The 25,874-nt window shown below is 71.0% G+C and carries 22 protein-coding genes; 11 read left to right on the top strand and 11 right to left on the bottom strand.

The features are described from left to right. Window positions 1-21: 21 nt before the first annotated feature. Entirely contained in the window at window positions 22-996 is a 975-nt protein-coding gene (locus QSK25_RS04000; protein WP_285632788.1) for an ABC transporter substrate-binding protein, read from the bottom strand. Between the two features lie 87 nt (window positions 997-1,083). Here QSK25_RS04000 and QSK25_RS03995 point away from each other — a divergent pair, with 87 nt between their 5' ends. Together QSK25_RS03995 and QSK25_RS03990 are read left to right on the top strand one after the other, a co-directional pair. Further along, window positions 1,084-2,295 (top strand): MFS transporter, encoded by a 1,212-nt coding sequence (locus QSK25_RS03995; RefSeq protein ID WP_502881800.1) that lies wholly within the window; start codon window positions 1,084-1,086, stop codon window positions 2,293-2,295. Beyond that, entirely contained in the window at window positions 2,292-3,014 is a 723-nt protein-coding gene (locus QSK25_RS03990) for a TauD/TfdA family dioxygenase (RefSeq protein ID WP_285632785.1), read from the top strand. The genes QSK25_RS03995 and QSK25_RS03990 overlap by 4 nt, the downstream gene beginning before the upstream one ends. Window positions 3,015-3,186: 172 nt before the next feature. Here QSK25_RS03990 and QSK25_RS03985 read toward each other — a convergent pair whose 3' ends face one another. The 3 genes from QSK25_RS03985 to QSK25_RS03975 are packed head-to-tail and all read right to left on the bottom strand — an operon-like array spanning window position 3,187 to window position 4,756. Further along, a complete protein-coding gene (locus tag QSK25_RS03985; RefSeq protein WP_285632781.1) occupies window positions 3,187-3,741 on the bottom strand; it encodes a hemerythrin domain-containing protein in 555 nt (184 codons plus the stop codon). Between the two features lie 12 nt (window positions 3,742-3,753). After that, entirely contained in the window at window positions 3,754-4,428 is a 675-nt protein-coding gene (locus QSK25_RS03980; RefSeq protein ID WP_285632779.1) for a hypothetical protein, read from the bottom strand. A gap of 1 nt (window position 4,429) precedes the next feature. Next, entirely contained in the window at window positions 4,430-4,756 is a 327-nt protein-coding gene (locus QSK25_RS03975) for a plasmid stabilization protein (protein WP_285632776.1), read from the bottom strand. A 101-nt stretch (window positions 4,757-4,857) separates the two neighbouring features. On the opposite strand from QSK25_RS03975, the gene QSK25_RS03970 reads away from it, so the two are divergent. Further along, a complete protein-coding gene (locus QSK25_RS03970) occupies window positions 4,858-5,460 on the top strand; it encodes a flavodoxin family protein (RefSeq protein ID WP_285632773.1) in 603 nt (200 codons plus the stop codon). Window positions 5,461-5,548: 88 nt separating this feature from the next. Beyond that, complete coding sequence (locus QSK25_RS03965) at window positions 5,549-7,039, top strand: MFS transporter (protein WP_285632770.1); 1,491 nt, start codon at window positions 5,549-5,551, stop codon at window positions 7,037-7,039. 63 nt (window positions 7,040-7,102) lie between these two features. Here the strand turns inward: QSK25_RS03965 and QSK25_RS03960 are convergent, their stop codons facing one another. From QSK25_RS03960 to QSK25_RS03950, 3 genes are all read right to left on the bottom strand, one after another. Continuing rightward, complete coding sequence (locus QSK25_RS03960; protein ID WP_285632767.1) at window positions 7,103-7,837, bottom strand: D-Ala-D-Ala carboxypeptidase family metallohydrolase; 735 nt, start codon at window positions 7,835-7,837, stop codon at window positions 7,103-7,105. 151 nt (window positions 7,838-7,988) lie between these two features. After that, entirely contained in the window at window positions 7,989-10,226 is a 2,238-nt protein-coding gene (locus QSK25_RS03955; protein ID WP_285632764.1) for a GH92 family glycosyl hydrolase, read from the bottom strand. Between the two features lie 22 nt (window positions 10,227-10,248). Next, the gene (locus tag QSK25_RS03950; protein ID WP_285632761.1) at window positions 10,249-10,857 is read right to left on the bottom strand and encodes a hypothetical protein; all 609 of its coding nucleotides are present in this window, start codon (window positions 10,855-10,857) and stop codon (window positions 10,249-10,251) included. Window positions 10,858-10,974: 117 nt separating this feature from the next. On the opposite strand from QSK25_RS03950, the gene QSK25_RS03945 reads away from it, so the two are divergent. After that, entirely contained in the window at window positions 10,975-12,432 is a 1,458-nt protein-coding gene (locus QSK25_RS03945; protein WP_285632758.1) for a hypothetical protein, read from the top strand. Here QSK25_RS03945 and QSK25_RS03940 read toward each other — a convergent pair. Both QSK25_RS03940 and fusA read right to left on the bottom strand, forming a co-directional pair. Next, complete coding sequence (locus tag QSK25_RS03940; RefSeq protein WP_285632755.1) at window positions 12,422-13,183, bottom strand: endonuclease/exonuclease/phosphatase family protein; 762 nt, start codon at window positions 13,181-13,183, stop codon at window positions 12,422-12,424. The genes QSK25_RS03945 and QSK25_RS03940 overlap by 11 nt on opposite strands. A gap of 74 nt (window positions 13,184-13,257) precedes the next feature. After that, window positions 13,258-15,243, bottom strand: coding sequence for an elongation factor G (gene fusA / locus QSK25_RS03935; RefSeq protein ID WP_285632752.1), 1,986 nt, complete (start codon window positions 15,241-15,243; stop codon window positions 13,258-13,260). 309 nt (window positions 15,244-15,552) lie between these two features. Between fusA and QSK25_RS03930 the strand changes: the two genes are divergently transcribed. The 4 genes from QSK25_RS03930 (at window position 15,553) to QSK25_RS03915 (ending at window position 19,933) form a co-directional block, all read left to right on the top strand. Further along, entirely contained in the window at window positions 15,553-16,137 is a 585-nt protein-coding gene (locus tag QSK25_RS03930) for an SGNH/GDSL hydrolase family protein (protein WP_285632741.1), read from the top strand. Window positions 16,138-16,205: 68 nt separating this feature from the next. After that, a complete protein-coding gene (xylA, locus tag QSK25_RS03925) occupies window positions 16,206-17,357 on the top strand; it encodes a xylose isomerase (protein ID WP_285633008.1) in 1,152 nt (383 codons plus the stop codon). 1 nt (window position 17,358) lies between these two features. Continuing rightward, on the top strand, window positions 17,359-18,735 hold the full coding sequence (gene xylB / locus QSK25_RS03920; protein WP_285632738.1) for a xylulokinase: 1,377 nt from the start codon (window positions 17,359-17,361) through the stop codon (window positions 18,733-18,735). Between the two features lie 58 nt (window positions 18,736-18,793). Then, complete coding sequence (locus QSK25_RS03915) at window positions 18,794-19,933, top strand: ROK family protein (RefSeq protein ID WP_285632735.1); 1,140 nt, start codon at window positions 18,794-18,796, stop codon at window positions 19,931-19,933. On the opposite strand, the gene QSK25_RS03910 is transcribed toward QSK25_RS03915, so the two are convergent. Continuing rightward, window positions 19,890-20,111 carry a DUF6223 family protein gene (locus QSK25_RS03910; protein ID WP_285632732.1) on the bottom strand — a complete coding sequence of 74 codons (222 nt, stop codon included), beginning with the start codon at window positions 20,109-20,111 and terminating at the stop codon, window positions 19,890-19,892. The genes QSK25_RS03915 and QSK25_RS03910 overlap by 44 nt on opposite strands. 275 nt (window positions 20,112-20,386) lie before the next feature. Between QSK25_RS03910 and QSK25_RS03905 the strand changes: the two genes are divergently transcribed. Both QSK25_RS03905 and QSK25_RS03900 read left to right on the top strand, forming a co-directional pair. After that, window positions 20,387-21,469: a sensor histidine kinase gene (locus QSK25_RS03905; RefSeq protein WP_285632729.1), complete on the top strand. Its 1,083-nt coding sequence runs from the start codon at window positions 20,387-20,389 to the stop codon at window positions 21,467-21,469. Then, on the top strand, window positions 21,466-22,131 hold the full coding sequence (locus QSK25_RS03900) for a response regulator (protein WP_285632724.1): 666 nt from the start codon (window positions 21,466-21,468) through the stop codon (window positions 22,129-22,131). Before QSK25_RS03905 ends, QSK25_RS03900 begins: the two co-directional genes overlap by 4 nt. Before the next feature lie 1,728 nt (window positions 22,132-23,859). Here QSK25_RS03900 and ligA read toward each other — a convergent pair. Continuing rightward, a complete protein-coding gene (gene ligA / locus QSK25_RS03895; protein ID WP_285632721.1) occupies window positions 23,860-25,854 on the bottom strand; it encodes an NAD-dependent DNA ligase LigA in 1,995 nt (664 codons plus the stop codon). Window positions 25,855-25,874: the final 20 nt, after the last annotated feature.

Genomic DNA, 25,874 nt, shown 5'->3' with positions numbered 1-25,874 from the left:
ACGGGGTCCAGCACCGCGGCCTCAGCCACGGATCTCGTCCAGACCGGCGGCGAACGCCTTCAACGCGTCGACCGTGCGCACGGACGGGTCCATCTCGATGCCGGGCAGTTCGATTACCTTGTTCTCCCGCAACGCCTTCAGCTGCGAGACGACCGGGTGTTCACGCATCATCGCGAGCTTCTCGCTCGCCTTGTCGCCGGGGTTGCCGCGCTCGGACAGGTCCCCGACCACGACGACGTCCGGGTCGCGGCGCGCGATCTCCTCCCACGACGCCTCGGGCCACTCCTGGTTCACGTCGTCGAAGACGTTGACCGCGCCGGCGATCTTGCTCATCTGGCTCGGCATGCCGTCGCGCCCGGCCACGTACGGGACGCCCTTGAACACCGAGTAGACCCAGACGACCTTGACGGGATCCCGTTTGACGGCCTGCACTTCCGCGACGGCGGCCCGCTGGTCGGCGGCGAGCTGGTTCGCCTTCTCCGGGATGCCGAAGATCTTGCCGAAGTTCTCGTAGTCGCGGAACAGCCGGTCGAACGGCGCGGTCGTGCCGTCCGGGCAGTTCACCGCGCTCACGAACGTCGGCACGCCCAGGGATTCCAGCTCGTCGCGCGTTCCGGCGCGGTCGGCGGTGAAGAGCTCCTTGAACGACGCCACGACCATGTCCGGGTTGGCCGCGCGCAGCGGTTCCGCGGTGAGCAGCTTCGGCGACAGCACGGGGATCTTCGCGTAGGCGTCGGCGAACCGCGGCGCGACCTTGGTCTTGACGTTCGCGGTGCCGGCCATCTTGTCCTGGACCCCGAGCGCCAGCAACGTTTCCGTGGAGTTCTGGTCGAGCGTCACCACCCGTTGCGGCGTGCCGGAGAACGTCAGCTGCTTGCCGCAGCTGTCCACCACCACCGATTGCGCGGCTGCCGGGGTTTCGGCGCCTCCCGGTGTGGCGCAGCCGGCGGCGAGAACCGCGACCAGCGCCAGGCCGAGCCGGGCGGGGTGAGACATCGGATCCTCCAGAGAAGTTCACTCGATCGGTGTGCGCTACTGTAACGACAATCATTTTCATTGCAACCCTGCCGGAAGGTCGAACGAGTGGTCCACGACACAGCGCGCCGCACTCCCTCGGTGCTGCGCAGCCCGACATTTCTCCGTCTCTGGACCGCCACCACGGCGTCGGGCATCGCGACCTGGGCGCTGCCGTTCGTGCTGGGCCTGGCCGTGCTCTCGCGCTCGATCACGGCCGTGGAACTGGGAGTTCTGCTCGCCGCGCGCACCGCGGGCTTCCTCGCCGCCGTTCCCGTGAGCGGAGTGCTCGCCGACCGCTACGCCCGCCGCCGGGTCGTGCTGATCTCCGGTCTGACCTCCGCGCTCGCGGCCCCGGTCCTCGCCGCCTTCGTGGGCGATTCGCTGATCGTCGCCGCCGTGGCCGCCGCCGCGATGGGCGCGGGCCAGGGCGCGTGCCGCCCGGCGTTCCAGGCGCTGACCGCCGAGGTGGTCGACGGTGAGCAACGCCAGCAAGCGAACGCGGCGATGACGTTGTCCGTGCGCGTGACGACCCTCGTCGCGCCGGGCCTGACCGCGTTGCTGGCGCTGGTGCTGAACACCCAGGTGCTGCTGCTCGGCATCGGCGCGCTGTGGCTCGTCGCCGCCCTCGTCCCGCCCGCGGGCACCGGCCGGACGGCGCCGGGCACCGGTTCGGGTTTCGTGGCCGACTTCTGGGAGGGCGTGCGCGAAGCCCGCAGGCACCCGTGGTTCCTGGCCGGGCTGGGCGCGCTGACGGCCGTGATCGCCACCGGCTACTCGGCCACCGGCGTGGTGCTCCCCCTGGTCAGCCGCGACCGCTACGGCACCGAGGCCGTGCTCGCCGGAGCGTTGACCGCCTACACGCTCGGCGCGCTGGCCGGCGCCGTGCTGATCGCCCGCTGGCGACCGCGGCACGCAGGCTGGACCGCGCTGTTCGGCCTCGCCCTGTACGGCTTCGCACCGCTGAGCCTGCTGCTGCCGGTCCACCCGTTCGTCGTGATCGCCGCGTACGCCGTGGCGGGTCTGGGCATCGAGCTGTTCAACGTGCCGTGGTTCACCGCGACCCAGCGCGAGGTCGAGCCGTCCAAGCTCGCCCGCGTGTCCTCTTTGGACTTCCTGATGTCCTACGGCCTCGCCCCGGTCGGCCTGGCTCTGATCGCCCCGGCGATCTCGGCGTTCGGCGCACCGGCCGTGCTCGCGGCCTGCGCGGTGATCTGCTTCGCCGCTCCCGGTCTGGCCGCGCTGGTCCCGTCGTCGCGCGACTTCGGGCCGCGCCGGTGATCATCCAGCGCGTCCCGGCGCTGGACCCCTCCGCGCGCCGGACGTTGCACGACACCGGCGCGGTGATCCTCACCGGGCTGCCGAACAGCCCCGACTCGTTGCCGGTGGCCTCCGCCCTGCTGTTCGGCACGGCGTTGCGCGAGCTCTACCCACATCGGACCCGCAGGTCCGTCGACGGCGGGATCGTGGGGCTGCACGCGGACAGCTTCGACGTGGTCGTCGACATCGCCGGCAGACCCGTGCGCCGCAGGCACCCCGACGAGGACTTCGTGCTGGTGCTGCTCGCCTCCCAGGCGCCGCACGGGGGCCGGTCGTTCGTGCTCGACGCGCACGAGTTCACCGACTCGCTCGACGCGGAGCTGAAGGACTTCCTCACCGGCACGGACGTCGACCTCTACGGCCGTTGGGCGCAGACGCGCGGCCTACCCGCAACGCCACGGGTAGGCCGCCACATCGAGTACACCCGCACGGGCAGACGGATCACCCGCCGCACCGACGGGGTCGTGCCCCTGCACCGCGATCCGGACGCCGACCGCGTCACCGCGCTGCTCGCGCGGTTCGACGCGGAGGTGGACCGGGTCCAGCGGACGTTGCCGCGGACCAGGCTGGACGAGGGCGAGCTCCTGGTCCTCGACAACTACCGCTGCTGGCACGGCAGGGACGCGCACACCGGCTCACGCACCGTGCACATCCAGACCGTACGCACCGACAACGCCTAGCGGCGCGGCCCCGAGCGCTCTCAGGGACACACCGCTTTCGCGAGCGTGCTTCACGTTGCTGGAGTGCACGCGGGGAGCTTTCGTTCGCGCTGACCGCACGCGAGGTCCCCGCGTGCGGCAAGAAGACGCGAAGAAGGCTCACGTGGTGCGGACAGGACTTCCTGGCCGGCGCTCAGCGGGAAGCGGCCTTGTGCAGTTCGCGCCGCAGCTGCGCCTTGCTCATGCTCGACGCACCCTCCAGCCCCAGGTTCTTGGCCTGGGTGAGGAGTTCCTCGCGGGTCGCCTGGCCGGGCAGCTCACCGAGGTGGTCGGCCCGGCTGCGCGCGAACAGCTCGCCGAGCTCGTACCGGCGCTGCGCGCTGAGCCGCTGCCGCATGCCCGGCAGCACCGTCTTCTCCTCTTCCTCCACGTGGTGGGTGATGGAGTCGACGACGTCCTGGAGCGCCTTCTCGTACTGCGGCGAGTCGTAGTCGGTGTCGAGCAGCTTGGCGAGCAGCTGCTCGGCCTCGGCGTGCTCCTCCTGGCTGTGCTCGACCTCGTCCTCACCGCCGGCGTCCTTCGCGGCGGGGTAGACCTCGGACTCCTCCGCGCGGCTGTGCGCGACGAGCAGGCCGCAGAGCACCGGGGTCAGCAGAGGTCGCTTCTCCGGGTGGTTCTTCAACTCGTCGAACAGGCGCTCGACCTCGCGGTGGTCCTGCATGATGAGGTCGACGACGTCGTACTGCATGGTGGTTCTCCTTCAGTTCGGGTTGTTCCTCGGATAGCGAGTGGCGATGGGCGCGATGCCACGCCGTCCGATTCGGCCGAGCGCGACGCCGAAACCGCTGAACACGGCGACGGCCACGACCACGCTGAGCACGATCGACCAGGTCAGGCCCGCGCCCAGCAGTCCTGCCGCGGCGCCGGCGATCACCCCGGCGACGAGTCCGTTGACGAGGTTCACGAGACCGGCGACGCCGAGCGCCGTGCCGAGCAGCCGAGGCCGTCGTGCCTTGCGCCAGCCGGTCTGGCCGGCGTCGGCCTCGACGCCGAGGGTGTCGTCGTGCAGCTGCCGCACGAAGACGTGCCTCGTCGCCGGTTCGAGCTCCGCGTAGACGGCCCTGATCCGGTTGATCCCCAGGCCTGCCTGGACGTCCTCGATGGTCAGCTCGACCGTGCGGAAGAGCGTGGCGAGACCGATCAGGAACAGCGCGGTGAAGATGACGAGCACGAGCGTCAGCAACACCGGCGACGGCACGACCTGGGCGACGAACCCGAGCGCGATCATCGACGCGGAGATCGTCGTCAGCAGATGGCCCGCGCGGCCGGTGGCGTCGGTGATGGTCGCCGTGCGGATCATCTGCAACGTGTTGTGCTCCATGGTGAGGATCGCCAGCGCCGCCGACTTGTCCACTTCGGACTGCTGCTCGGGCACGTCAGCGTCCGAGCGCGGAGGCGAGTTCCCTCTTCGTCATCGTGGAGCGGCCCTTTATGTTCTTCTTCTTGGCCTCGTTGTAGAGCTGCTCCTTGGTGAGCCCCTTCGGCCGGTTCGTCCCGGACCGCTGCCCGCCGCGCTTCTGCGGCGACATGTCCTCTGTGGACGACTTGCTCGCCGTCTTCGACTCACCGGCCTGGGCGCGGTTCTTGTTCACCGTCCGGGCCGCGATCTCCTTCGCACGTTTGGGCGAGGCGCCCCGCTCCTGCGCGGAGTCCTTGATGTGCTCGTACTGGCGTTCGCGTTTCGCGTTCGATCCCGCTGGCATGACGACCTCCTCGTGCAGCGATTACCCCCGGCCAGAACGGTTCACACCTGGATGACCGGGTAGCCGGGGCCATGGCCGTCGCTACCGAAGGAGGACGCCCGATGCGTGCCGTCGTGCTGAACTGCACCCTCAAGAAGTCGCCGGAGAAGTCCAACACCGACCTGCTCGCCCAGGTCGTGATCGACGAACTGGCCAAGATGGACGTCGAGGTCACCTCGTTCCGCCTGGCGGACCACGAGATCCCGCCCGGCGTGACGACCGACCTCGGCGGCGGCGACGAATGGCCGAACATCCACACCTTGCTGCTGGACGCCGAGATCCTGGTCTTCGCCACCCCGACGTGGGTCGGCAGGCCCTCCTCGCTCGCCCAGCGCGCGCTGGAGCGCATGGACGCGATGATCTCCGAGACCGACGACCAGGACCGCCCGGTGGCCTACAACCGGGTGGCGGGCGTCGTCGTGACCGGCAACGAGGACGGCGCGCACCACGTCATCAGCGAGATCTGCGGCGGGCTGGGCGACATCGGCTACACCATCCCCGGCCAGGCCTGGACGTACTGGAACCGAGGTCCCGGTCCCGGTCCGAGCTACGCCGACACCGAAGAGGGTCACGAGTGGTCGGAGAGCACCGGCCGCACGATGGCCGCGAACCTGCACGCCGTCGCCACCGCACTGGCCGAACGTCCGATTCCCGCCCAGAAATAGCCGCGATTAATCCCAATACGGACAAAGCACTCATTTATTGCGCGAGTTTCGAAATCAAAGCGCCGGGTACCGCTGTTCGGTGAAAGAAATGGCTGACGGCGTGCGCACGCTGATCCCGGCGAGAATCGACCGGTTGCCCTGGTCGCCGTTCCACACCCGAATGGTCATCGCGCTCGGCGTGGCGTGGATCCTCGACGGCCTGGAGATCACGGTCGCCAGCGCCATCGCCGACACGCTGACCAAACCCGAGACGCTCGCGCTGTCGTCCACCGCGGTCGGCCTGCTCGCCACCGTCTACCTGATCGGCGAGGTCGTCGGCGCCCTGTGGTTCGGGCACCTGTCCGACCGGCTGGGCCGCCGCAAGCTGTTCATGATCACGCTGGGCGTCTACCTGGTCGGCTCGGGCCTCACCGCGTTCACCCTCGGCAACGGCGCGGGCTGGCTGGTCTTCCTGTACCTGACCAGGTTCATCGCCGGCATGGGCATCGGCGGCGAGTACGCGGCGATCAACTCCGCCATCGACGAACTCATCCCCGCGCGCTACCGGGGCCGCGTCGACATCGCCGTCAACGGCACCTACTGGGCGGGCGCGGTGCTCGGCACGCTCGGCTCCTACATCCTGCTGAACCACGTCGAGCTGTCGCTCGGCTGGCGACTCGGCTTCCTCATCGGGCCGGTGCTCGGCCTGGTGATCCTGGTGGTGCGCAGGCACCTGCCGGAAAGCCCGCGCTGGCAGATCATGCACGGCCGCACCGAAGAAGCCGAAAAGACGATCAAAGGCATCGAAGAAGAAGTCGAGAAGGAATCCGGCTCCGCGCTTCCCCAGGTCGACGAGAAGAAGGCCATCGAGGTCAAGCCGGCCGAACAGATCGGCTACCTGGCACTGGCCCGCGTGCTGTTCCGCGAATACCCGAGCCGCGCGGTGCTCGGCGCGACGCTGATGATCACCCAGTCGTTCCTCTACAACGCCATCTTCTTCACGTACACGCTGGTGCTGGGCAAGTTCTACGGCGTGCCGTCCGAGGTGACGCCGCTCTACCTGATCGCGTTCGCGGTGGGCAACCTCGTCGGCCCGTTCACGATCGGCCACCTCTTCGACACCATCGGCCGCCGCCGCATGCTGTTCCTGACCTACGCCGTCTCCGGCGCGCTGCTCGCCGTCACCGCCGTCCTGTTCTACAGCGGCGTCCTCAACGCCGTCACGCAGACCATCGCGTGGTGCGTCATCTTCTTCTTCGCCTCGGCAGGCGCCAGCGCCGCGTACCTGACGGTCAGCGAGATCTTCCCGCTGGAGGTGCGCGCGAAGGCGATCGGCGTCTTCTTCGCCATCGCGCAGTGCTTCGGCGCACTCGGCCCGGTGATCTACGGCGCGTTGATCGGCACCGGCGACCAGCCCGTGCGGCTGTTCGTCGGCTACCTGGTCGGCGCGGTGATCATGATCGGCGGCGGGCTGGTCGCGCGGTTCCTCGCGGTGGACGCGGAGAACAAGTCGCTCGAGGACATCGCGCTGCCGCTGTCGGCGACCGCGCGCCGCAGCCACACCCGCGCCGAGGGAGCCGGCTCGCCCTTCAAGACGTGAGCGCCCGGCTGGACCGACTGCCACGGTGGCGGGGCCGCGGTCGCCGCGGCCCCGCCATCGTGCTCAGGACACGCCGCAGCTCGGGGCCGACCAGAAGCGCGACGACTTGTGCGCCACGTGGACGTGGTCGTTGTGGCCCGTGTACCCCGGCCCGAGGATCTCGTTGAAGCCGTGGTTGCGCGCCTGCTTCGCCAGCGCGCAGAAGCCCTGCGCACCGGCGCCCAGGTCCACCGCGTCGCCGTACAGGTGGCGACTGCCCGCCGCGCCGCCGACCGCGTTGTTGCACGAGACGCTGCGGAAGCCGCCGTTGACGTCGATCGGCCGGTCGCCCAGGGCGTGCCGCATGGCCTGCAGCTTCCACATCGACACCAGGGCGTTGGCGCGGGCCGTCGCCGCCGAGACGTTGCCGCCCGACCAGTCCGAGTTGCAGTTGTTCAGCTCGTCGTAGGAGAAGTTGACCGGCGTGCAGTCGTTGTCCTGCAACGCGTAGATCTTCGAGAACGTCGCGGACCCGGCGATGCCGTCGGCGCCGAGCCCGTACGCCTGCTGGAACCGGGTGACGGCCGCCTTCGTACCGGCCCCGAACTGCCCGTCGATGGCGAGCACGGCGCCGTACCCGGGATAACCGGCCACGCGGATCTGCAACTGCCGGACGTCCTCGCCCGACGCGCCTTGCGACAGGGTGCGGCCCCACGTGTAGCAGGCGTCGGCCGCCGAGGGATCCGCGTGCGCCGTGCCCGGCAGGACCACGACACCGAGCAGCAGGGAGAGCACCGGTAAGACGAAACGGAGTTTCACGACAAGCTCCACCTTCCGATCACAGGGAGGTGCAGCCTGTCGAGAGCACTCCGGGCCTGTCAATGGGCAACCAACCCAGCGCCTGGTTGGGCGCTGGGAAACCACCCGGACAGCCGCCGGAGAGCGGGACGGGGTGACGCCGGGTGGTGGCTCAGCCCTCCAGACGGGAGACCAGCACTCCCCCGCGCCGCACGAACGACTCCGGCAGCCACGGCCGGCCGACCTCGCGCCCGTTCCACCGCGTCTCCCGCAGGTACACGCCCGGCGCGCCGGTCGCGATGATCGTGATGTTCCGGCCGGCGATCCGCGCCTTCGGGAACATCGGGCTGGAGAGGTGCAACTCGGCACTGCTGGGCGTGCGCGGGTAGAGGCCGAGCGCGGCGAAGACGTACCAGGCCGACATCGTGCCCAGGTCGTCGTTGCCCGGCAGGCCGGACGGCCCGGTGCGGTACACGAGCCGCGCCATCGCCCGGACGGTCTCCTGGGTCTTGCGGGGCTGCCCGAACTCGTTGTACAGCCACGGCGTGTGGATGCCGGGTTCGTTGGTCGGGTCGTAGCGCAGGGGGTCGCCGCCGGTGGCCCACGAGCCGTCGGCGCGCTTGAAGAAGCCGTCCAGTCTCGTCACGGCGGTGTCGGACCCGCCCATCGCGGAGGCCAGACCGGCGGCGTCGTGCGGGACCATCCACGTGTAGGTGGCGCTGCTGCCCTGGGCGAAGCCCTGGTCCGAGGCCGGGTTGAACGGCGTCACCCAGCTGCCGTCGGCGCGGCGGGCCTGCTGGTACCCGGTGGCCGGGTTGAACGTGTTGCGCCACCAGCCCGCGCGCTGCTCCAGGTCGGCGTTCGGGCGGCCGAGGCGACGGCCCAGGTCGGCCAGCGCCTGGTCGGCTACGGCGTCTTCCAGCGTCTCGGCGGCGCCGCCCCAGCAGTGGCACGTGTCGTGCGGTGCGTAGCCGAGGCGCAGGTGCTCGGCGAGGTTGGGGCGCTGGCCCTCGCACTGGCCGGGGCAGCCCTTGTCGGAGAGGCCGTCCGGGTGCGGAACGGTGGCTTGGCGCAGCAGTGAGTCGTAGGCAGCGCGGACGTCGAAGTCGCGGGCTCCCATCGCGTACATGCCCGCGATGGCCGGGGCGGACGGGTCGCCGGTCATGACGTGCGTGGGGCCGGTGATGTGGACCCAGCGGTCCCACACGTCGCCGTTCTGGCGGGAGATCTCCAGCAGCGACTGGGCGAACGCGCCGGCGACGTCCGGCGCCAGCAACGCCAGCAGCTGGGTGTGGGCGCGGTACTGGTCCCAGCCGGAGAAGTTGCCGTATCGCGCGGGAGCTCCGACGTCGGTGATCACGTTGGGCTGCAGGAAGCTGTGGTAGAGCGCGGTGTAGAAGATCGTGCGCTCGTCGGTGGTGCCGCCGTCGACCTCGACCGCGCGCAACCGCTTGGCCCACTCCTTGCGGGCTTCGCGTGCGACGTCGGACACCGTGGCACGGCGCGGGATCTCGGCGGCGAGGTTGCGCCGCGCCGCTTCCAGGCTGGTGTAGGAGATGCCGACGCGCATCCGCACCGCACTGTCCGCAAAGGACACGTACCCGCCGGAACCCCGGCCTGCGCGGGCGCTTCCGGTCAGGTAGCCCTCGCCGCCGGAGGCCGACGTGGTGCCCGGCCGCAGCGAGTCGTCGACCCACGTGCCGTAGGCGGAGATCGGGCGGTCGAACGACGCCGTGAAGTGCAGCCGGTAGTAGGTCTTCTGGTTGTTGGTGCCGCCGTTGGCGCGGCGGCCGCAGAACGCGCCGGTGAGCACCGAACCCGACACGGTGCCGGAGGCCGGGTCGATCGTGATGTCGGCGTCCTCGCTGCCGTTCAACGAGTTCGACGTGCGGAACAGCAGTGAACCGCTGACCGGGAACGTGAACTCGCCGATGCCCGCCCGGGTCGTCACGGACAGGTCGGCCGTGGCACCGGACGCGAGGCCCACGCGGTACCGGCCCGCCTCGGCCTTCTCGTCGGCGTGCGAGAAGTCGCTCGCGAAGATCTGGTCCTTGATGTCCGCGGTCGGCGACGAGGTGATGTCACCGACGTGCGGCATGATCGGGATGTCACCGGCCGCGCCGGGGTGGCAGCCCGCGCCGTTGACGTGCGTGAGACTGAACCCGCGCACGCGCGTCGCGTCGTAGGCGTAGCCGTTGGCGGCACCGGTGTTCGTCTGGTCGCCGCGGGTCGAGGTGGGGCTCCACGAGATCATCCCGAACGGCCTGACCGCGCCGGGGTAGGTGTTGCCGCCGCCCGCCGAGCCGATCAACGGGTCGACGTACCGGGTGTCGTCTCTCACCGCCGCGCTCGCGGGGGTCGCCAGTGCGGCGGTGAGGACAGTGACCAGGAAGACCGGGAGCGCTCTCACGTCCCGGGACGATAACCGGTTTTCAGTGAACGCAGGGTGGCCGGTACCCGTCGATCTTCAGGCTGGTGAACTCCAGGTCGTTCTTGGTGTTGCCGACGAACACCAGGCCACGGGCGTCGTCGAGGGCGTCGGCGAGCGGGTAGGACGGCTTGCCGAGCGCCGGCAGATATGTCCAGTCCTTCGTCTTGAAGCTGAAGAACCGCTTGACGAGCTCGCCGCCGGTGGACGGGATCTTGGTGACCCACTTGTCACCACCGCTCCAGAACTCGGCCGGCCGCAACTGGACGTACAGGTCGTTCGTGGCCCGGTAGGTCATCCAGAAACCGTGCGATGTGGACAGATCGGCCTGGGCCTCGAACTTGTTGCCCAGCCACACCACCATGACCGCCCAGTCGTCGGCCAGGAACTTGATCTTCGCCGTGTGGCCGTGCCGCCCCTTCGGCACGAGGATGCTGCCGGTCGCGGGTTCCGTGGCGCCCTCGCCGCTGGCGATCCACTGCTGCAACCGGTCGATGGACGGGGTTCTGCACTCCTTGCCGTGCGACGCGCTCGCCACCCCCGTGGAGCCGAGCGTGAACAACAGCGCGTACGCGATCACCGCGACGCGGCCGAACGTCGATTTCAGGCGCATCTCGCGGACCGTAGCGGAAATTGGTATAAACCATTTCAGTTGACGGTTGACAGGGTCTCGTTTGGCTACCCGGACAGCGGATTGTGAGCGCCGCTCACCCAGACCACAGTGTGCCGCGTGCGCCCCGCCAGATGCGTTGCATTCATAGGTGTCGTAACGGTTTTCGCCCTCCAACTGACCACGCCCGCGATCGCCGCGACGGGCTGCGGCCCCACGATCGACGAGCGGACGTTCGCCTCGGCCCGGCAACTCCGCGCGCTCAACGCGACCGTCGCCGGGTTCGGCGTCCGCGCGACCGGCAGCCCCCACCACAACCGCCTGATCTCGTGGCTCGAACGCAGGGTCGGCCGCCTTCCGGGTGTGTCCGTGCGGTCCGAACCGTTCACGATCACCCGCTGGCAGCCCGGCCCCGGCCTCCTGCTCTCCGGCGGCGCGGTGCCGGTCGCGGGCGCGATCCCCTACTCGGAACCCGGCCTGCGCTCCGGTGAACTCGTGCACCTGCCCGCCGGCACCCCGATCACGCCGGGGAACGCCCGCGGCAAGGTCGTGCTGCGCGCGTTCCCCGCCCTCGACCGCGGCTACCTCGCCGAACCGCTGCTCGACCAGGACATGGTGGACGCGGGCACGGCCGGTGCGGCCGGGGTGGTGGTCGCCTTCCCGTTCCCGCACGAGCAGGTGAAGGGCTACTGGGACCCGCACCTCGGCACCCACTACCGCGTGCCGGGCGTGTTCGTCGGCTCGGACGCGGCGCTGCGGCTGGTTCCCGGCACGCGCACGACGATCGGCGTGCTGGCGGCACGGGTTCCGGCCGTCACCCGGTCGCTGGTCGCCACGCTGCCGGGCGTGAGCGGCGAACGGATCGTGCTCGACACCAACACCGACGGCGTGGGCTGGGTGCAGGAGAACGGCACCGTCGCGTTGCTGGCGCTCGCGGAGCACTTCGCGCGGCTGCCGTTGCGGTGCCGGCCGCGCACGATCGAGTTCGTCTTCGCCACGGGGCACCTGCACCGGCCCGCCGAGGGCAGTGAGTTCAAGGCCCGCGCGCTGGACGCCGAGTACGACTCGGGGTCGGTGGCGTTCGCGTTCGTGCTGGAACACCTCGGCACGCGGGAGTTCCTGCCCGTCGGCGGTTCCCTGCAGCCCACCGGCCAGGCCGAGTTCTCCGGGTGGTTCGCGGGCAGCCCGGTGCTCGCCGGCACCGCCCAGGCCGCGCTGACCGGGCGGGAGGTCGACCGCACGTTCGTCCTGCCGGGCAGCGACCTGCCGGTGCCGGGCCGGGTGCCGCCGCAGTGCTCGTTCGGCGGGATCGGCACGCACTTCCACTCGCACCTGGTCCCGACGATGGCGATGATCTCCGGGCCGTGGACGCTGTGGGCACCGGCGTTCGGCGCGCAGGCCGTCGACCACGAACGGATGCGGCGCCAGGTGCTGGCCGCCGGTGACGCGATCACGGCGCTGGCACCGGTCCCCCGGACCGAGATCGCCGGGCCGTACCTGACCCAGCGGCAGCAGCGGGCGGCCGGTGCCCCGACCTGCTCGCACGACCTGCCACCCGAGTGGGCGCCTAGAAGGTGACCGACGCCTGGACGGCGAGGTGGTCGGACGGGTACTGGCCATCTCGCTGGTAGGTGTTCATCGCGACGGACTCGACCGCGGCACCGCGGGTCAGGATCCAGTCGATGCGCGGGCCGTCGGGAACCAGCGGGCCGTAGCCGTGGAACGTCCCGTAGGCCGGCGTCTGCCGCGGACCGGTCAGCCAGGTGTCGGCCAGCAGGCTCGTGAGGGCGGCGTGGGGCGGCGAGCCGGGGACGTCGTTGAAGTCTCCGGTGACGACGACCGGCAACGTCTGGGCCTGCAGGCGGTCGCGCACGACCTCGGCGCTGCGCAGGCGGGCGTGCGCGGACTCGTGGTCGAAGTGCGTGTTCACGGCCACGAACTGCTTGCCGGTCAGGCGGTCCGCGAACCGGATCCACGTGACCATGCGGACCACGTTGTTGCCCCAGGACCGCGACCCCACGACCTTCGGGGTGTCCGACAGCCACTCGTGGTCGAACTCCAGCGGTTCGAGCCGGAGGGTGTCGAAGAAGATCGCCATGAACTCGTCGTGGCTGCCGCCCAGCCGGCCGAGGCCGATCCAGTCGTAGTGGTCGGGGAGGTCGTGGGCGATGTCGCCCAGCTGCCCGTACAGGCCCTCCTGGGTGCCGAGGAGGGCCGGCAGTTCGTTCATCAGCAACTGCGCCACGACCGGGCGCCGGGTGGCCCACGAGTTCGGCTCGGCGGTGGAGGCGAACTTGAGGTTGAAGGACATGACGCGCAACGGCTCCATTCAGCCGATCATGACACAGGCCCGGCCCCGTCGTCGGTCGACAGAGCCGGGCCTGCGATCTTGCCGGTGAACCGCTACGCGGGCGCGTAGCCGGTCGGCGTGCTGGTGAAGCTGCCGCGGCCCTGCGTCCGGCTGCGCAACCTCGTCACGTACCCGAACATCTCGGCCATCGGCACGCTCGCCGTCACCACCGTCGCACCGGACCTGGCCACCGAGCCGAGGATCCGGCCGCGACGCGTCGCCAGGTCACCGAGCACCCCGCCGAGGTAGGAGTCCGGCACGGTCACCGTGACCTCGGCGATCGGTTCGAGCAGCGTCATGACGCCGGCCTTCAGCGCCTCGCGCAGCCCGAGCCGTCCCGCCGTCCGGAACGCCATCTCCGACGAGTCCTTGACGTGCGTGGACCCGTCGGTGAGCGTCACCCGCAGGCCGACCACCCGGTGGCCGAGCGGTCCTTCGGCGAGCGCGTCCCGGCAGCCCTGTTCGACCGCGCGGACGAACTCCTGCGGCACCCGGCCGCCGGTGACGGCCGAGCGGAACTCGAACCCGTCCTCCAGCGGTTCGGTGTCGATCACGACGTGGGCGAACTGGCCCTGCCCTCCGTCCTGCTTCACGTGCCGGTACGCGAATCCGCGCACCCCGGAGCCGACCGTCTCCCGGTACGAGACGCGCGGACGGCCCATCGTGATCTCCACGCGATGCAGCGTCCGTGCCTTCTGCACCGCCACCTCCAACTGCAGTTCGCCCTGGCCGGACAGCACCGTCTGGCCGCTCTCGGGGTCCGTCCCGAACCGCAGGGACGGGTCCTCGTCGACCAGGTGCGCCAGCGCCTCGACGAGCCGCGCGTTGTCGGCGCTGGTGCGCGCCTCCACGGCCACCGAGACGACGGGTTCCGCCGACACCGGGGGTTCGAGCAGCACCGGAGCGTTCGGAGCGCACAGCGTCGCCCCGATGCGGGCCGACTTCAGCCCGACCAGCGCCACGATGTCACCCGCGACGGCCTCGTCGACCGGCGTGTGCCGGTCGGCCTGGACGCGCAGGATCCGCCCGACGCGTTCCGCGCGGCCCGCCACCAGCACCGAGTCTCCCTTGTGGAGGGTGCCGGAGTAGACGCGGACGTACGCGAGCCGCCCGGTGGCGGTGGCGTTCACCTTGAACACCAACGCCGCGAACTCCTCGTCCGGATCGGGAAGGCGTTCCTGCCCGTCGACGCCGCGCACCGGCGGAACGTCCACGGGGGACGGCAGGTACGCGATCACCGCGTCCAGCAACGGTTCCACGCCCCGGTTGCGGTAAGCGCTACCGCACAGCACGACGGTTCCGGTGCCCTGGCTCGTGATCTCGCGCAGAGCCTTGCGCAGCGTCCGCTCGGACAGACCTCCTTCGAAGAACTCCTCCAACGCCTCGGGGTGCAGCTCGGCCACCGCCTCCTCCAGGAGACGACGGCGTCGTCGCGCCTCTGCCAGCAACGATTCCGGCACAGGGCCTTCCGCGAGGTCGTCGTCCCAGACCAGCGCACGCATGCGCACCAGGTCGACGACACCGCGGAACCCGTCCTCCGCGCCGATCGGCAGCTGCACGACGAGCGGCGCGGTGTGCAGGCGCGTGCGGATCGACGCCACGACTGCGTCGAGGTCCGCGCCCGCCCGGTCGAGCTTGTTGACGAACGCGATCCGCGGCACGCCGTGCCGATCTGCCTGGCGCCACACCGATTCGCTCTGCGGCTCGACCCCGGCGACGCCGTCGAACACCGCGACCGCCCCGTCGAGCACGCGCAGGGACCGTTCGACCTCGTCGGCGAAGTCGACGTGGCCCGGCGTGTCGATGAGGTTGATGCGGTGGCCGTCCCACGTGCAGGTCACGGCGGCGGCGAAGATCGTGATGCCGCGGTCGCGCTCCTGCGGGTCGAAGTCGGTGACGGTGGTGCCGTCGTGGACCTCGCCGCGCTTGTAGGTGCTGCCGGTGGCGAACAGGAAGCGTTCGGTGAGCGTGGTCTTGCCCGCGTCGACGTGGGCGAGGATGCCGAGGTTGCGGACAGCGTTCAACGTGATCGTGCGCATGATGGTTTTGCCTTCGTGTTCAAGGACTTACGGGGTCAGCGCGATGACCCGACGAACCGCTCTCAGGGGTTCGTCAGACACTCCGGTGCCCGGCGCGCAGCGGGCGACCGGGGTGCGAGGACACGAGGATCACGTCGAAACGGGACGAGAGGACGACGACGGCGGTACGCACGGCCGGTCTCCTCTCGTCTCGGTGATGATCGTGGAGTGTAGACAGATCAACACTCCGACGGAACCCATTTCTCCCAACCGGACGGCAGCACGGTTTGTTCCCCGGAACACCACAGCCCCGGCTTTCGTTGAACGACCATGCGTTTGTGTCTGCTCGGTGACTCGATCGCCGCCGGAGTGGGCAGCACCCGCCGCGAGGACACTCTCGGCCCGTTGCTCGCCCAGCACCTCAGGGCGGCAGGTCACCAGATCGATCTTCAAGTGCGCGCCTTCCCCGGCGCCAAGTCCGCGGACCTGCGCGGGCAGGTGCGGTCCGCGGGCGCCGTCGACATCGCGGTGGTGGTGATCGGAGCGAACGACCTGACCAGGTTCGTTCCACCGGCGGTCGGCGCGCGGCAGCTGCACGACGCGGTCGCCGACCTGAAGGCCGCCGGCGCGGAGGTCGTCGTCGCCACGGCGCCGGACCTGAGCGTCGTCGCGCACGTGCCGCCCGCGTTGCGCGACGTCGTGTCGGCCGCGAGCCGCCAGTACGCCGAGGTCCAGCAACGGGCGGTCATCCGCGCCGGCGGCGTGGTCGCCCACGTCGAACGCGCCGTGACGCCCCGGTTCGCCGCCGACCCGTCGCTCTTCGCCGGCGACCGCTTCCACCCGTCCGCCGCGGGCTACCGGGCGATCGCCGAGGCGCTGGCCCCCGCCGTCGAGGCCGTGGCCGCGCGGATCTGACCGATTGCGATCACGGGCGTGGCGTCGTACTGTCCAGACTAAGTTCAAGCATTGAACGAATGAGGTGGATGATGAGCACGCCCACTCCGGCGGACAAGTTCTCCTTCGGTCTCTGGACCGTGGGCTGGCAGGGCCGCGACCCGTTCGGCGACGCCACGCGCCCCGAACTGGACGTGGTCGAGGCGGTGCACCGGCTCGCCGAGCTGGGCGCCTACGGCCTGACGTTCCACGACGACGACCTGTTCGGTTTCGAGGCGACCCACCGCGAGAAGCAGATCGGCCGCCTGCAGGACGCGCTCAAGGAGACCGGGCTCGTCATCCCGATGGTGACGACGAACCTGTTCGCCCACCCCGTCTTCAAGGACGGCGGCTTCACCAGCAACGACCGCGGCGTGCGGCGGTTCGCGCTGCAGAAGGTGCTGCGCAACATCGAGCTGGCCGCCGAACTCGGCGCCAAGACGTTCGTGCTGTGGGGCGGCCGCGAGGGCTCCGAGTACGACGTGGCCAAGGACGTGCGGGCGGCGCTCGACCGCTACCGCGAGGGCATGAACCTGCTGACCCAGTTCGTCACGGACCGCGGCTACGACATCCGGTTCGCACTGGAGCCGAAGCCGAACGAGCCGCGCGGCGACATCCTGCTGCCGACGGTCGGCCACGCGCTGGCGTTCATCTCCTCGCTCGACAAGCCCGAGCTGGTCGGCCTGAACCCCGAGGTCGGGCACGAGCAGATGGCGGGCCTGAACTTCGTGCACGGCATCGCGCAGGCGTTGTGGCACGGCAAGCTGTTCCACATCGACCTCAACGGCCAGCGCAGCATCAAGTACGACCAGGACCTGGTGTTCGGGCACGGCGACCTGATGAACGCGTTCGCGCTGGTCGACCTGCTGGAGACGGCAGGCTACGACGGCCCGCGGCACTTCGACTACAAGCCGTCGCGCACCGAGGACATCACCGGCGTGTGGGACTCGGCCAAGGCGAACATGGCCACCTACCTGCTGCTCCGCGACCGCGCGGCGGCGTTCCGGGCCGACCCGGAGGTGCAGGAGGCGTTGCAGACCGCGGGCGTCGCCGAGCTGGGGCAGCCCACGCTGAACGCCGGTGAGTCCTACGACGACCTGCTGGCCGACACCGGGTTCGACGTGGACGCGGCGGCCGAGCGCGGGTACGGGTTCGTGCGCCTCAACCAGCTGGCGATCGAGCACCTCACCGGAGCGCGCTGACATGACGCTGGTCGCCGGCGTCGACTCCTCGACGCAGTCGTGCAAGGTCGTGGTCCGCGACGCGGAGACGGGCAGGCTCGTCCGGGAGGGCCGCGCGGCTCACCCGGACGGCACCGAGGTGCACCCCTCGCACTGGTGGTCGGCCCTGGAGTCCGCGCTCGCCGACGCCGGCGGGCTGGACGACGTCGCGGCGTTGAGCGTCGCCGGCCAGCAGCACGGCATGGTCTGCCTCGACGAGGACGGCGCCGTCGTGCGGGAGGCGCTGCTGTGGAACGACACCCGTTCCGCGGCGGCCGCCGCTTCGCTGACCGACGAGCTGGGTGCGGACGAGTGGGCGGCGCGGATCGGGCTCGTGCCGGTGGCGTCGTTCACGATCACGAAGCTGCGCTGGCTCGCCCAGCACGAGCCGGACAACGCCAAGCGCACCGCCGCCGTCTGCCTGCCGCACGACTGGCTGACGTGGCGGCTGCGCGGTACCGGTGTGCTGTCCGACCTCGTGACCGACCGCTCGGACGCGTCCGGCACCGGGTACTTCGACTCGGTGACGAACTCCTACGTGCCGTCGCTCGTCGAACTGGCCCTCGGCCGGTCCGACGTGGTGCTGCCGCAGGTGCTCGGGCCTTCCTCGTACGTGGACGGGCCCGTGCGGCTCGGGGCGGGTGCCGGGGACAACGCGGCGGCCATGCTCGGGGTGGGCGGCGGTGTCGTCGTGTCGCTCGGCACGTCCGGGGTGGTCACGGCCACGGCCGACGTGCGGGCCGCCGACCCGTCCGGCATCGTGGCGGGGTTCGCCGACGCCACGGGGCGCTACCTGCCGTTGGCGTGCACGCTGAACGCCGCCCGTGTGCTGGACGCGACCGCCCGCATGCTGGGCGTCGACCTGGCCACGTTGAGCGACCTCGCGTTGTCCGCCCGGCCCGGTGCGGAAGGGCTGGTGTTGGTTCCCTACTTGGAAGGTGAACGGACACCGAACCTGCCGGACGCGACCGGGGCGTTGCACGGCCTGACGCTCACCAACGCCACGCCCGCGAACATCGCGCGTGCGGCGGTGGAAGGCATGTTGTGCGGTCTGGCCGTTGGCCTCGATGCGTTGACATCGCAGGGTGCGGACGTCACGGGCGTGCGGCTCGTCGGAGGAGCTGCGGCTTCTCGTGCCGTGCGGGAGATCGCACCTTCCGTGTTCGGTGTGCCGGTGACGGTGCCCGCGCCGGGTGAGTACGTGGCCGACGGTGCGGCCCGGCAGGCGGCGTGGACGCTCACCGGCGGCGAGGCCCCGCCGGAGTGGGCGGGCGCGGACAGCACGCGGTACGAGGCGGACGCGGTGCCGTCGATCCGCGAGCGGTACGCGGACGCGGCGACGAAGTACCTGAGCCGATGACGGCCCGGCCCGCACCCGGTGTCCGCGTGCGGGCCGGCGCACCGCGATACTGGCCGCGATGACCACCGTCGACCACCTGAGGCAGGTCCGCCTCGGCAACCTGCGGACGGTGCTGCTCGCACTCGTCGACCGCCCCGGCTCGCGGGCCGACCTCGCGGCCCGCACCGGCCTCACCAAAGCGACCCTGTCCAACCTCGCCGAACCGTTGCTGGCGGGCGGGATCCTCGTCGAGGAACCGGCCACGCTCGCCGGCATGGGCAGGCCGTCCAAGCCGTTGCGCTTCCACCCCGACGGACCGGTGGCGGTCGGCGCCGAGATCAACGTCAGCCACCTGGCCGTGGAGACCCTCGGCCTCGATGGCGAGACCCTGGAACGCCGGCTCGTGCCCGCCGATCTGCGCAAGGCGTCCGCGCGGGACGTGCTGGACCGGGTGTGCGCGCTGATCCGCGAGGTGACCGGCCCGCGCCCGTTGCTCGGCGCCGGGCTCGCGATCCCCGGTGTGGTGCACGACGGCGTGGTGGTCAGGGCACCGAACCTGCCACGACTCGTCGGCGAGCCCCTCGCGCTGGACCTCTCCCGCCGTCTCGGCGTCGAGGTCGCGCTGGACAACGAGGCGAACCTCGCCGCGCTCGCCCACCTCTGGCCGCGGCACCTCGCGGGCGAGGACTTCGTGCACGTGACGGCGGACGTCGGCATCGGCGCCGGCGTGGTGCTGGGCGGCGAGGTGTACCGCGGGGTCAGCGGGTTCGCCGGGGAACTCGGCCACGTCGTGATCGAACGCGACGGCATCCCCTGCACCTGCGGCAGCCGCGGGTGCGTCGAGCGGTACGCGGGCCTCGACGTCATCCTGCGCGAGGCGGGACGGCGGCGGCTCGACTCGTTGCGCAGGGCCCTCTCGGCGGGCGACTCCAAGGCCGTGGACGCCGTGCGGCACGCCGGCGAGGCGCTGGGCGTCGGCATCGCGACGCTGACGAACCTCTTCGACGTGCCGACGGTCGTGCTCGGCGGCAGCTACGCCGTGCTGTACGACCACCTCCACGACGCCGTCCGGTCCGAAATGGACAGCCGGGTGCTCGCGGGCGGCGAACGGCACACGCGGCTGGTCGCCTCCCCGCTCGGCGAGTTCGCGGTGGTGCGGGGCGCGGCGGGACTGATCACCCGCCGGGCCGTGCAGCAGCCCGAGCGCCTCTTCGCGTGACCACCCCGCCCAGCACGACGGCGACCGCGCCCACGACGAGCGACACCCAGCCGCCGACGATGCCGTAGCCGGTGCCGGGGCCGCCCTCGGCCATCAGCACGACCGCGACACCGATCACCGCACCGACGGCTCCCAGCGCGAGAGCCCACGTGCCCTTGCGTCGCGTGAGCGCTAACAACCCAAGCGCACCAACAACGATCCCGACCAGGGACCACGCTCTGCCGGCGGTCATTTCATATGCAGCGGAAAGCACCATGGACACCAGCCTGGGCCGCCGCGCCGTTCTGGTCGTCGTGCGAGCGCAGACTCTTGAGTGCCACGTTCGCAGTAGCCGAGCATCCCTCCCCCGTTGACGCTCCGTCCTCGGCGAACACCCGACTACCGCGGTCGTGGTAGCCGGGAATCCTCCCCGCGCACGATCTGCCGGCGGCTGCGGCCATCTAGGGTGCTCCCATGACCAGGCGCTGGCTGGACCGGGCGATCGCCGCGGGCGTGGCGGTGAGCCTCGTCGTGGCCGCTCATCCCGCCACCGCACCGGCCTACGTGCTGCTGGCGGCGAGCGGGCTGGCGCTCACCGCCCGCCGGACGGCACCCAGGACCGTGCTCGTGGTGACGGGCCTGCTCGCCCTCGGCTACCAGGCCACCGGCGCGGCCGTCCCGGTGATCGCGTTCCTGTTCGCCGTCTACGCGACCATGAGGGCGGGCCACCGCCTCTTCACCCTCGCCGGATCGGTGCTGCTGATCGCCACGATCCCGTTGGCAGCGCTGGTCTCGCCCCGCGACCTGACCGCCTACGAGGCGTTCACGCAGACCAGGGACGTCCTGCAGATCGCCTGGCTGGTCGCCGCCGCGGCCGCGGGTGAGGCGCTGCGGCAGGCCGAGCGCCGCGCCGACGAGGCCGAACGCACCAAGGAGGAAGCGGCGCGGCGGCGGGCGAACGAGGAACGGCTGCACATCGCCCGCGAACTGCACGACTCGCTCACCCACCAGATCTCGGTGATCAAGCTCCAGGCCGAGGTCGCCGTCCACCTCGCCCAGAAGAAGGGCGAGACCGTGCCCGAACCGCTCCTCGCCATCCGCGACGCCGGACGCGAGGCCGCCAGGGAACTCCGCGCCACGCTCGAAGCCCTGCGGGACGACGACAAGAGCCCGCCGCACGGCATCAGCGACGTTCCGGCGCTCGTCGAACGTGCGCGCTCGACCGGCCTGGACGCGCAGCTCACGATCGAGGGCAGCCACGACGCCGTGCCGGCGGCGGTCGAGCGCACGGCGTACCGGATCGTGCAGGAGTCGCTCACGAACGTCGCCCGCCACGCGTCCGCGGCCAGTGCGCACGTGCACATCGGCTACCGCCAGGACGCGGTGGTCGTCGAGGTCGCCGACGACGGCAAGGCGACCGGGCCCACCCCCGAACCCGGCGTCGGGCTGCTCGGCATGCGCGAACGCGTCACCGCGCTCGGCGGCAGGCTCCAGGCGGCACCCCGCAGCGAGGGCGGCTTTCGCGTGCAGGCCGAACTCCCCGTGGCACAGCCGTGATCCGCGTGCTGCTGGTCGACGACCAGCCGTTGATCCGCAGCGGGTTCCGCGCGTTGCTCGACGCCGAGGACGACATCGAGGTCGTCGCCGAGGCGTCCACCGGCGCCGAAGGCCTCGACCAGGCGCGCAGGCACCTGCCGGACATCGCCCTGGTCGACGTCCGGATGCCCGAGATGGACGGCATCGAAGCGACCACCCGCATCGCCGCCGACCCGGTGCTGGCGCACACCCACGTCGTCATCCTGACCAACTACGGCCTCGACGAGTACGTCTTCCACGCCCTGAAGGCGGGTGCGGCGGGGTTCCTCGTCAAGGACGTGCTGCCGGAGGACTTCCTGCACGCCGTCCGGGTCGCGGCCCGCGGTGACGCGCTGCTCGCCCCGTCGATCACCCGCAGGCTCATCGACCGCTACGTGAGCGTCCCACCGCGTCCGAGCCCGAGTCTCGCGCACCTCACCAACCGCGAACGCGAGGCGGTCACCCTGGTCGCGCGCGGCCTGTCGAACGACGAGATCGCGGCGAGCATGGTGATCAGCCCGCTCACGGCGAAGACCCACGTCAACCGCGCGATGACGAAGCTGCACGCCCGCGACCGCGCACAGCTCGTCGTGATCGCCTACGAGTCCGGCCTGGTCGTGCCGCAGGGTTCCGGACGCGGGTGACCCCTCCCCCGGCGTTCCGCCGAGCCGGGCTCGACCACACCTCGCCGGCGACGTCCTCGATCAGGCCGGGCTGGCCGGGTTCGCGAGCCACGTCCTGGCGCCGGCGACGGCGGCGCGACCAGGCACCCGCGGCCGGACAGCGTGACAGGACGAGGAGAACTCCTGTTGTTTCGACGTCTACCTTGAGCCCTGATGCGTAGAACTACTCGCGGTGAGCGACCACACAGATCACCAGCGAAACACGCGGGGCACCAGAACCGTTGTACAGGTTGGTCGGTGCGGTCCGTGTCCCCCGGGCCTCACCTCAACGCCTCCGCGGAAGACCGAGGAACCTGGTGCCGCGCAGTGCTTTTCGCCGAGAGGCGACCGATCGCACCGGCCTCACCAGCTCGCCCCCGAGCCGTCATCCTCCCCGACAGGCGGCTCGCGGGCGATCGTGGCCGGCGCGGACCTCTCCTGCCGCGCCGGCCACTTCTTCTTGCAAGAGAACATGTTCCGGCCACACCGTGGTGACCGGCCACACAGTTCCCGTTGGAACACAACAGAACCCCGCGCCGTTGTACAGGTTGGTCGGCGCGGAACGAGTCCCCGGGCCCCACTAGGAAACGCCTTCGCGGAATACCGTCCGGCTGGAACCGCGTCGTGCTCATCGCCGCGAGGCGACCGCCGTGCCGACCAGCAGCTCCGCCCTCGAGCCGTTCACCCCCAGGCGGCTCGAGGGCCTTCCCACCCGCATTCCCTTGCACCACCAAGACTCCTGGTGAGCGAGCACACAGATCACCAGGAAACACAACGGAACCCCACACCGTTGTACGAGACGGTCGGCGCGGAACGAGTCCCCGGGCCCCACACACAAAAGCCTTCGCGGAAGACCGGTACGACCGGAGCCGCGTCGAGCCACTCGCCGAGAGGCGACCGCCGCACCGACCACCTCACGCTTCGCCGCCGAGCCGCACACCCCCCAACGGCTCGGCGGCCTGCCGCCCCCAGGCTGCCGGCCTCCCCCAGGCAGCATGGGGGCTTTCTTCTTTTCCGGAAACCGCCCTGGGCCGACGCGGTCGCCGTGCTCGTCTCGCTGGGTGGCGGGTAGGGGTTGGTGGCGGAAGTCGGTGATCGAGGTTGGCGGGACCGCGGGGCGGCTGGCGGGCGACGGCTGGCCGGTAGCGGACGGCTGGGGCCGGCGATCGCGCTCGGCAGGACCGCATTGCAGCTACCCGCTGTGCGGCGACGGCTGACAGGTAGTGGGCAGCAGCTGGCTGGTGGCGGCCGGCGGCTGGCTGGTGGCGACCGGCGGGTGGCGATCGGCGGCTGCCCGGTGGCGGCTGCCCGGTGGCGGCTGCCCGGTGGCGGCTGCCCGGTGGCGGCACGCTCGGCGGGCAGCCACTGCCCGTTGCCAGTGACACATCGGCTGCCGGCAACACCTTCGGCGGGCAACCATCGCCGCTCCCCCGCGGCGAAGCGGCTGCCGACGACACGCTCGGCGCGCCGCCACCCCGAACCCCGACCGCGAATCCGCTGGCGGCGGCACACTTGGCGGGCAGCCACCGCCCCATTCTCAGCCACGAATCGGCGGCACGCTCAGCAGCCAGCTCGTTCCCCAGCTGCGCACCCGGTGCCCACCCTGGCCCCAGCCGCGCACCCCGGCTCCAGCCGCGCACCAGGTGCCCACCGCGGCCCCAGCCGCGCACCAAGTGCCCACCGCGGTCCGGGGCCGGTGCGCCGGCCGGGCTAGGCGATGCCCGCCGCGATCAGCTTCTGCCAGATCTCGCCCTGGTCCACCACCTCGACGCCCAGCTTCTCCGCCTTCGTCAACTTGCTCGCGCCCACGCCCTCGCCCGTGATGAGCAGGTCCGTGGTGGCCGAGACGGAGGAGGCGGCGGTGGCGCCCGCTCGTTCGCACATCTTCTGGAACGTCGGGCGGGTCACCTTCTCGCCGGAGCGCGGGTCGCTGATGGAGCCCGTGATGACGACCGCCTTGCCTTCCAGGGGCGCGCCGGCGACCACCACCGGGGGCAGGTCCTCCTCGCGGACCTCCAGGGAGACGCCGCGTTCCCGCAGGCGTTCGATCTCCGGGCGCAGGCGGGCCAGGTGCTGGGTGAGGGACTCGGCCACCTTCTGGCCGATGTCCTCCACCGCCACCAGCTTGTCGACGCCTGCGTCGGCCACCTCTTCCAGGGAGCCGAAGCCCGCTCGGCAGAGGCGGGCGGCGGTGCCTTCGGAGGCCATCGGGATCGAAAGGCCGATCAGGGCTCGGCGCAGGCCCACGGAGCGGCTGCGGTCGATGGACTCGATCATGCGGGTCGCGGAGACCTCGCCCACGCGGTCGAACTCCAGCAGGCGTTCCTTGGTGAGGGTGTAGAAGTCGGACGGGTTCACCAGGTCGCCCGTCTCGGCGAGGCGTTCGATCCAGACCTGGCCGATCGCGTCGATGTCGGCGGCGGCGCGGGAGGACCAGTGGATCAGGCGGCGCACGGTCTGGGCCGGGCAGACCGCGTTGGTGCAGAACAACTCCCGGCTGTTGCCCTGCTCGGTCAGCGGTTGCGCGCACGACGGGCACGTCGACGGTGGCACGATCTCGCGTTCGGTGCCGGTGCGCTTCGACTCGTCCAGGACGCCCGCCACGAACGGGATCACGTCGCCCGCGCGGCGCACCAGGACCGTGTCGCCGATCTTGATGCCGCGCGAGCGGATGACCTCCTGGTTGGCCAGGGTCGCGCGGGTGACGGTGGTGCCGCCGACGAAGACCGGCTCGAGCCACGCGACCGGCGCGATCTTGCCCGTCTTGCCCACGTCCCAGACGACGTCGACCAGCACCGTCGTCTTCTCCTCGGCCGCGAACTTGTACGCGATGGCACCGCGCGGCGACGATGAACGGGTGCCGGCGGCGGCGAACGCGTCGCGGTTCGCCAGGCGCAGCACGGCGCCGTCGAGGTCGTAGTCGAGGGCGTTGCGGGCCTGCTCGATGCCGCCGATGAGTTCCTGCGCCTCGGCGGCGGTGGTGCAGTGCTTCATCTCCGCCACGCTGAAGCCGAGCTTGCGCAGGCCCGCGTCGAGGTCCGAGTCGGCGCTCTCCGGCTCGGTCGTGAGGTCGAACGCGAAGAACTGCATCCGCCGCCCCTCGACGGCCTTCGGATCCTTCGCGCGCAACGTGCCCGCGGCCGCGTTGCGCGGGTTGATCAACGGCTTGTCCGGGTGCGCCGCGTTGTACTTGTCGAAAGTGGACCGCAGCATCACGCACTCACCGCGCACCTCCACGCGGCCGGGAGCGTCCACCTTGTCCGGCACCCCGTCGCACAGAGCGCGCGTCAGGAACGTGACGTCGTCGCCCGTGGTGCCGTCGCCCCGCGTCACGGCGCGCGCGAGACGGCCGTTCTCGTACACCAGCGCGAGGGACAGCCCGTCGAGCTTCGGCATCACCACCACGGGCTGGCCGGGGAACCGCGCGAAGAACGACTCGACCTGCTCCGGCTTGTTCGCCTTCTCCAGCGACAGCATCGGCCGCGAGTGCCGCACCGGCGCGTGCAGCACCGACGGCGCGCCCACGTGGTCCAGCGGGTTGTCCTCCGGCGCCAGCTCAGGGTGCTCGGCGACCAGGGAGCGGAACTCGTCCTCGATCGCGTCGTACTCCGCGTCTGCCACCAGCGGCTCACCCTGGTAGTACGCGTCCCGCAGCTCGACGATCCGGGCGGCGAGCTCCTGAATCCGATCCCCAGCAGCACTCATGGACGGGACGTTACCCGGCA

It is taken from the genome of Lentzea sp. NBRC 102530, from assembly GCF_030269365.1.
Taxonomy (GTDB): Bacteria; Actinomycetota; Actinomycetes; order Mycobacteriales; family Pseudonocardiaceae; genus Lentzea.
This window is presented reverse-complemented; position numbering and strand designations above follow the sequence as displayed.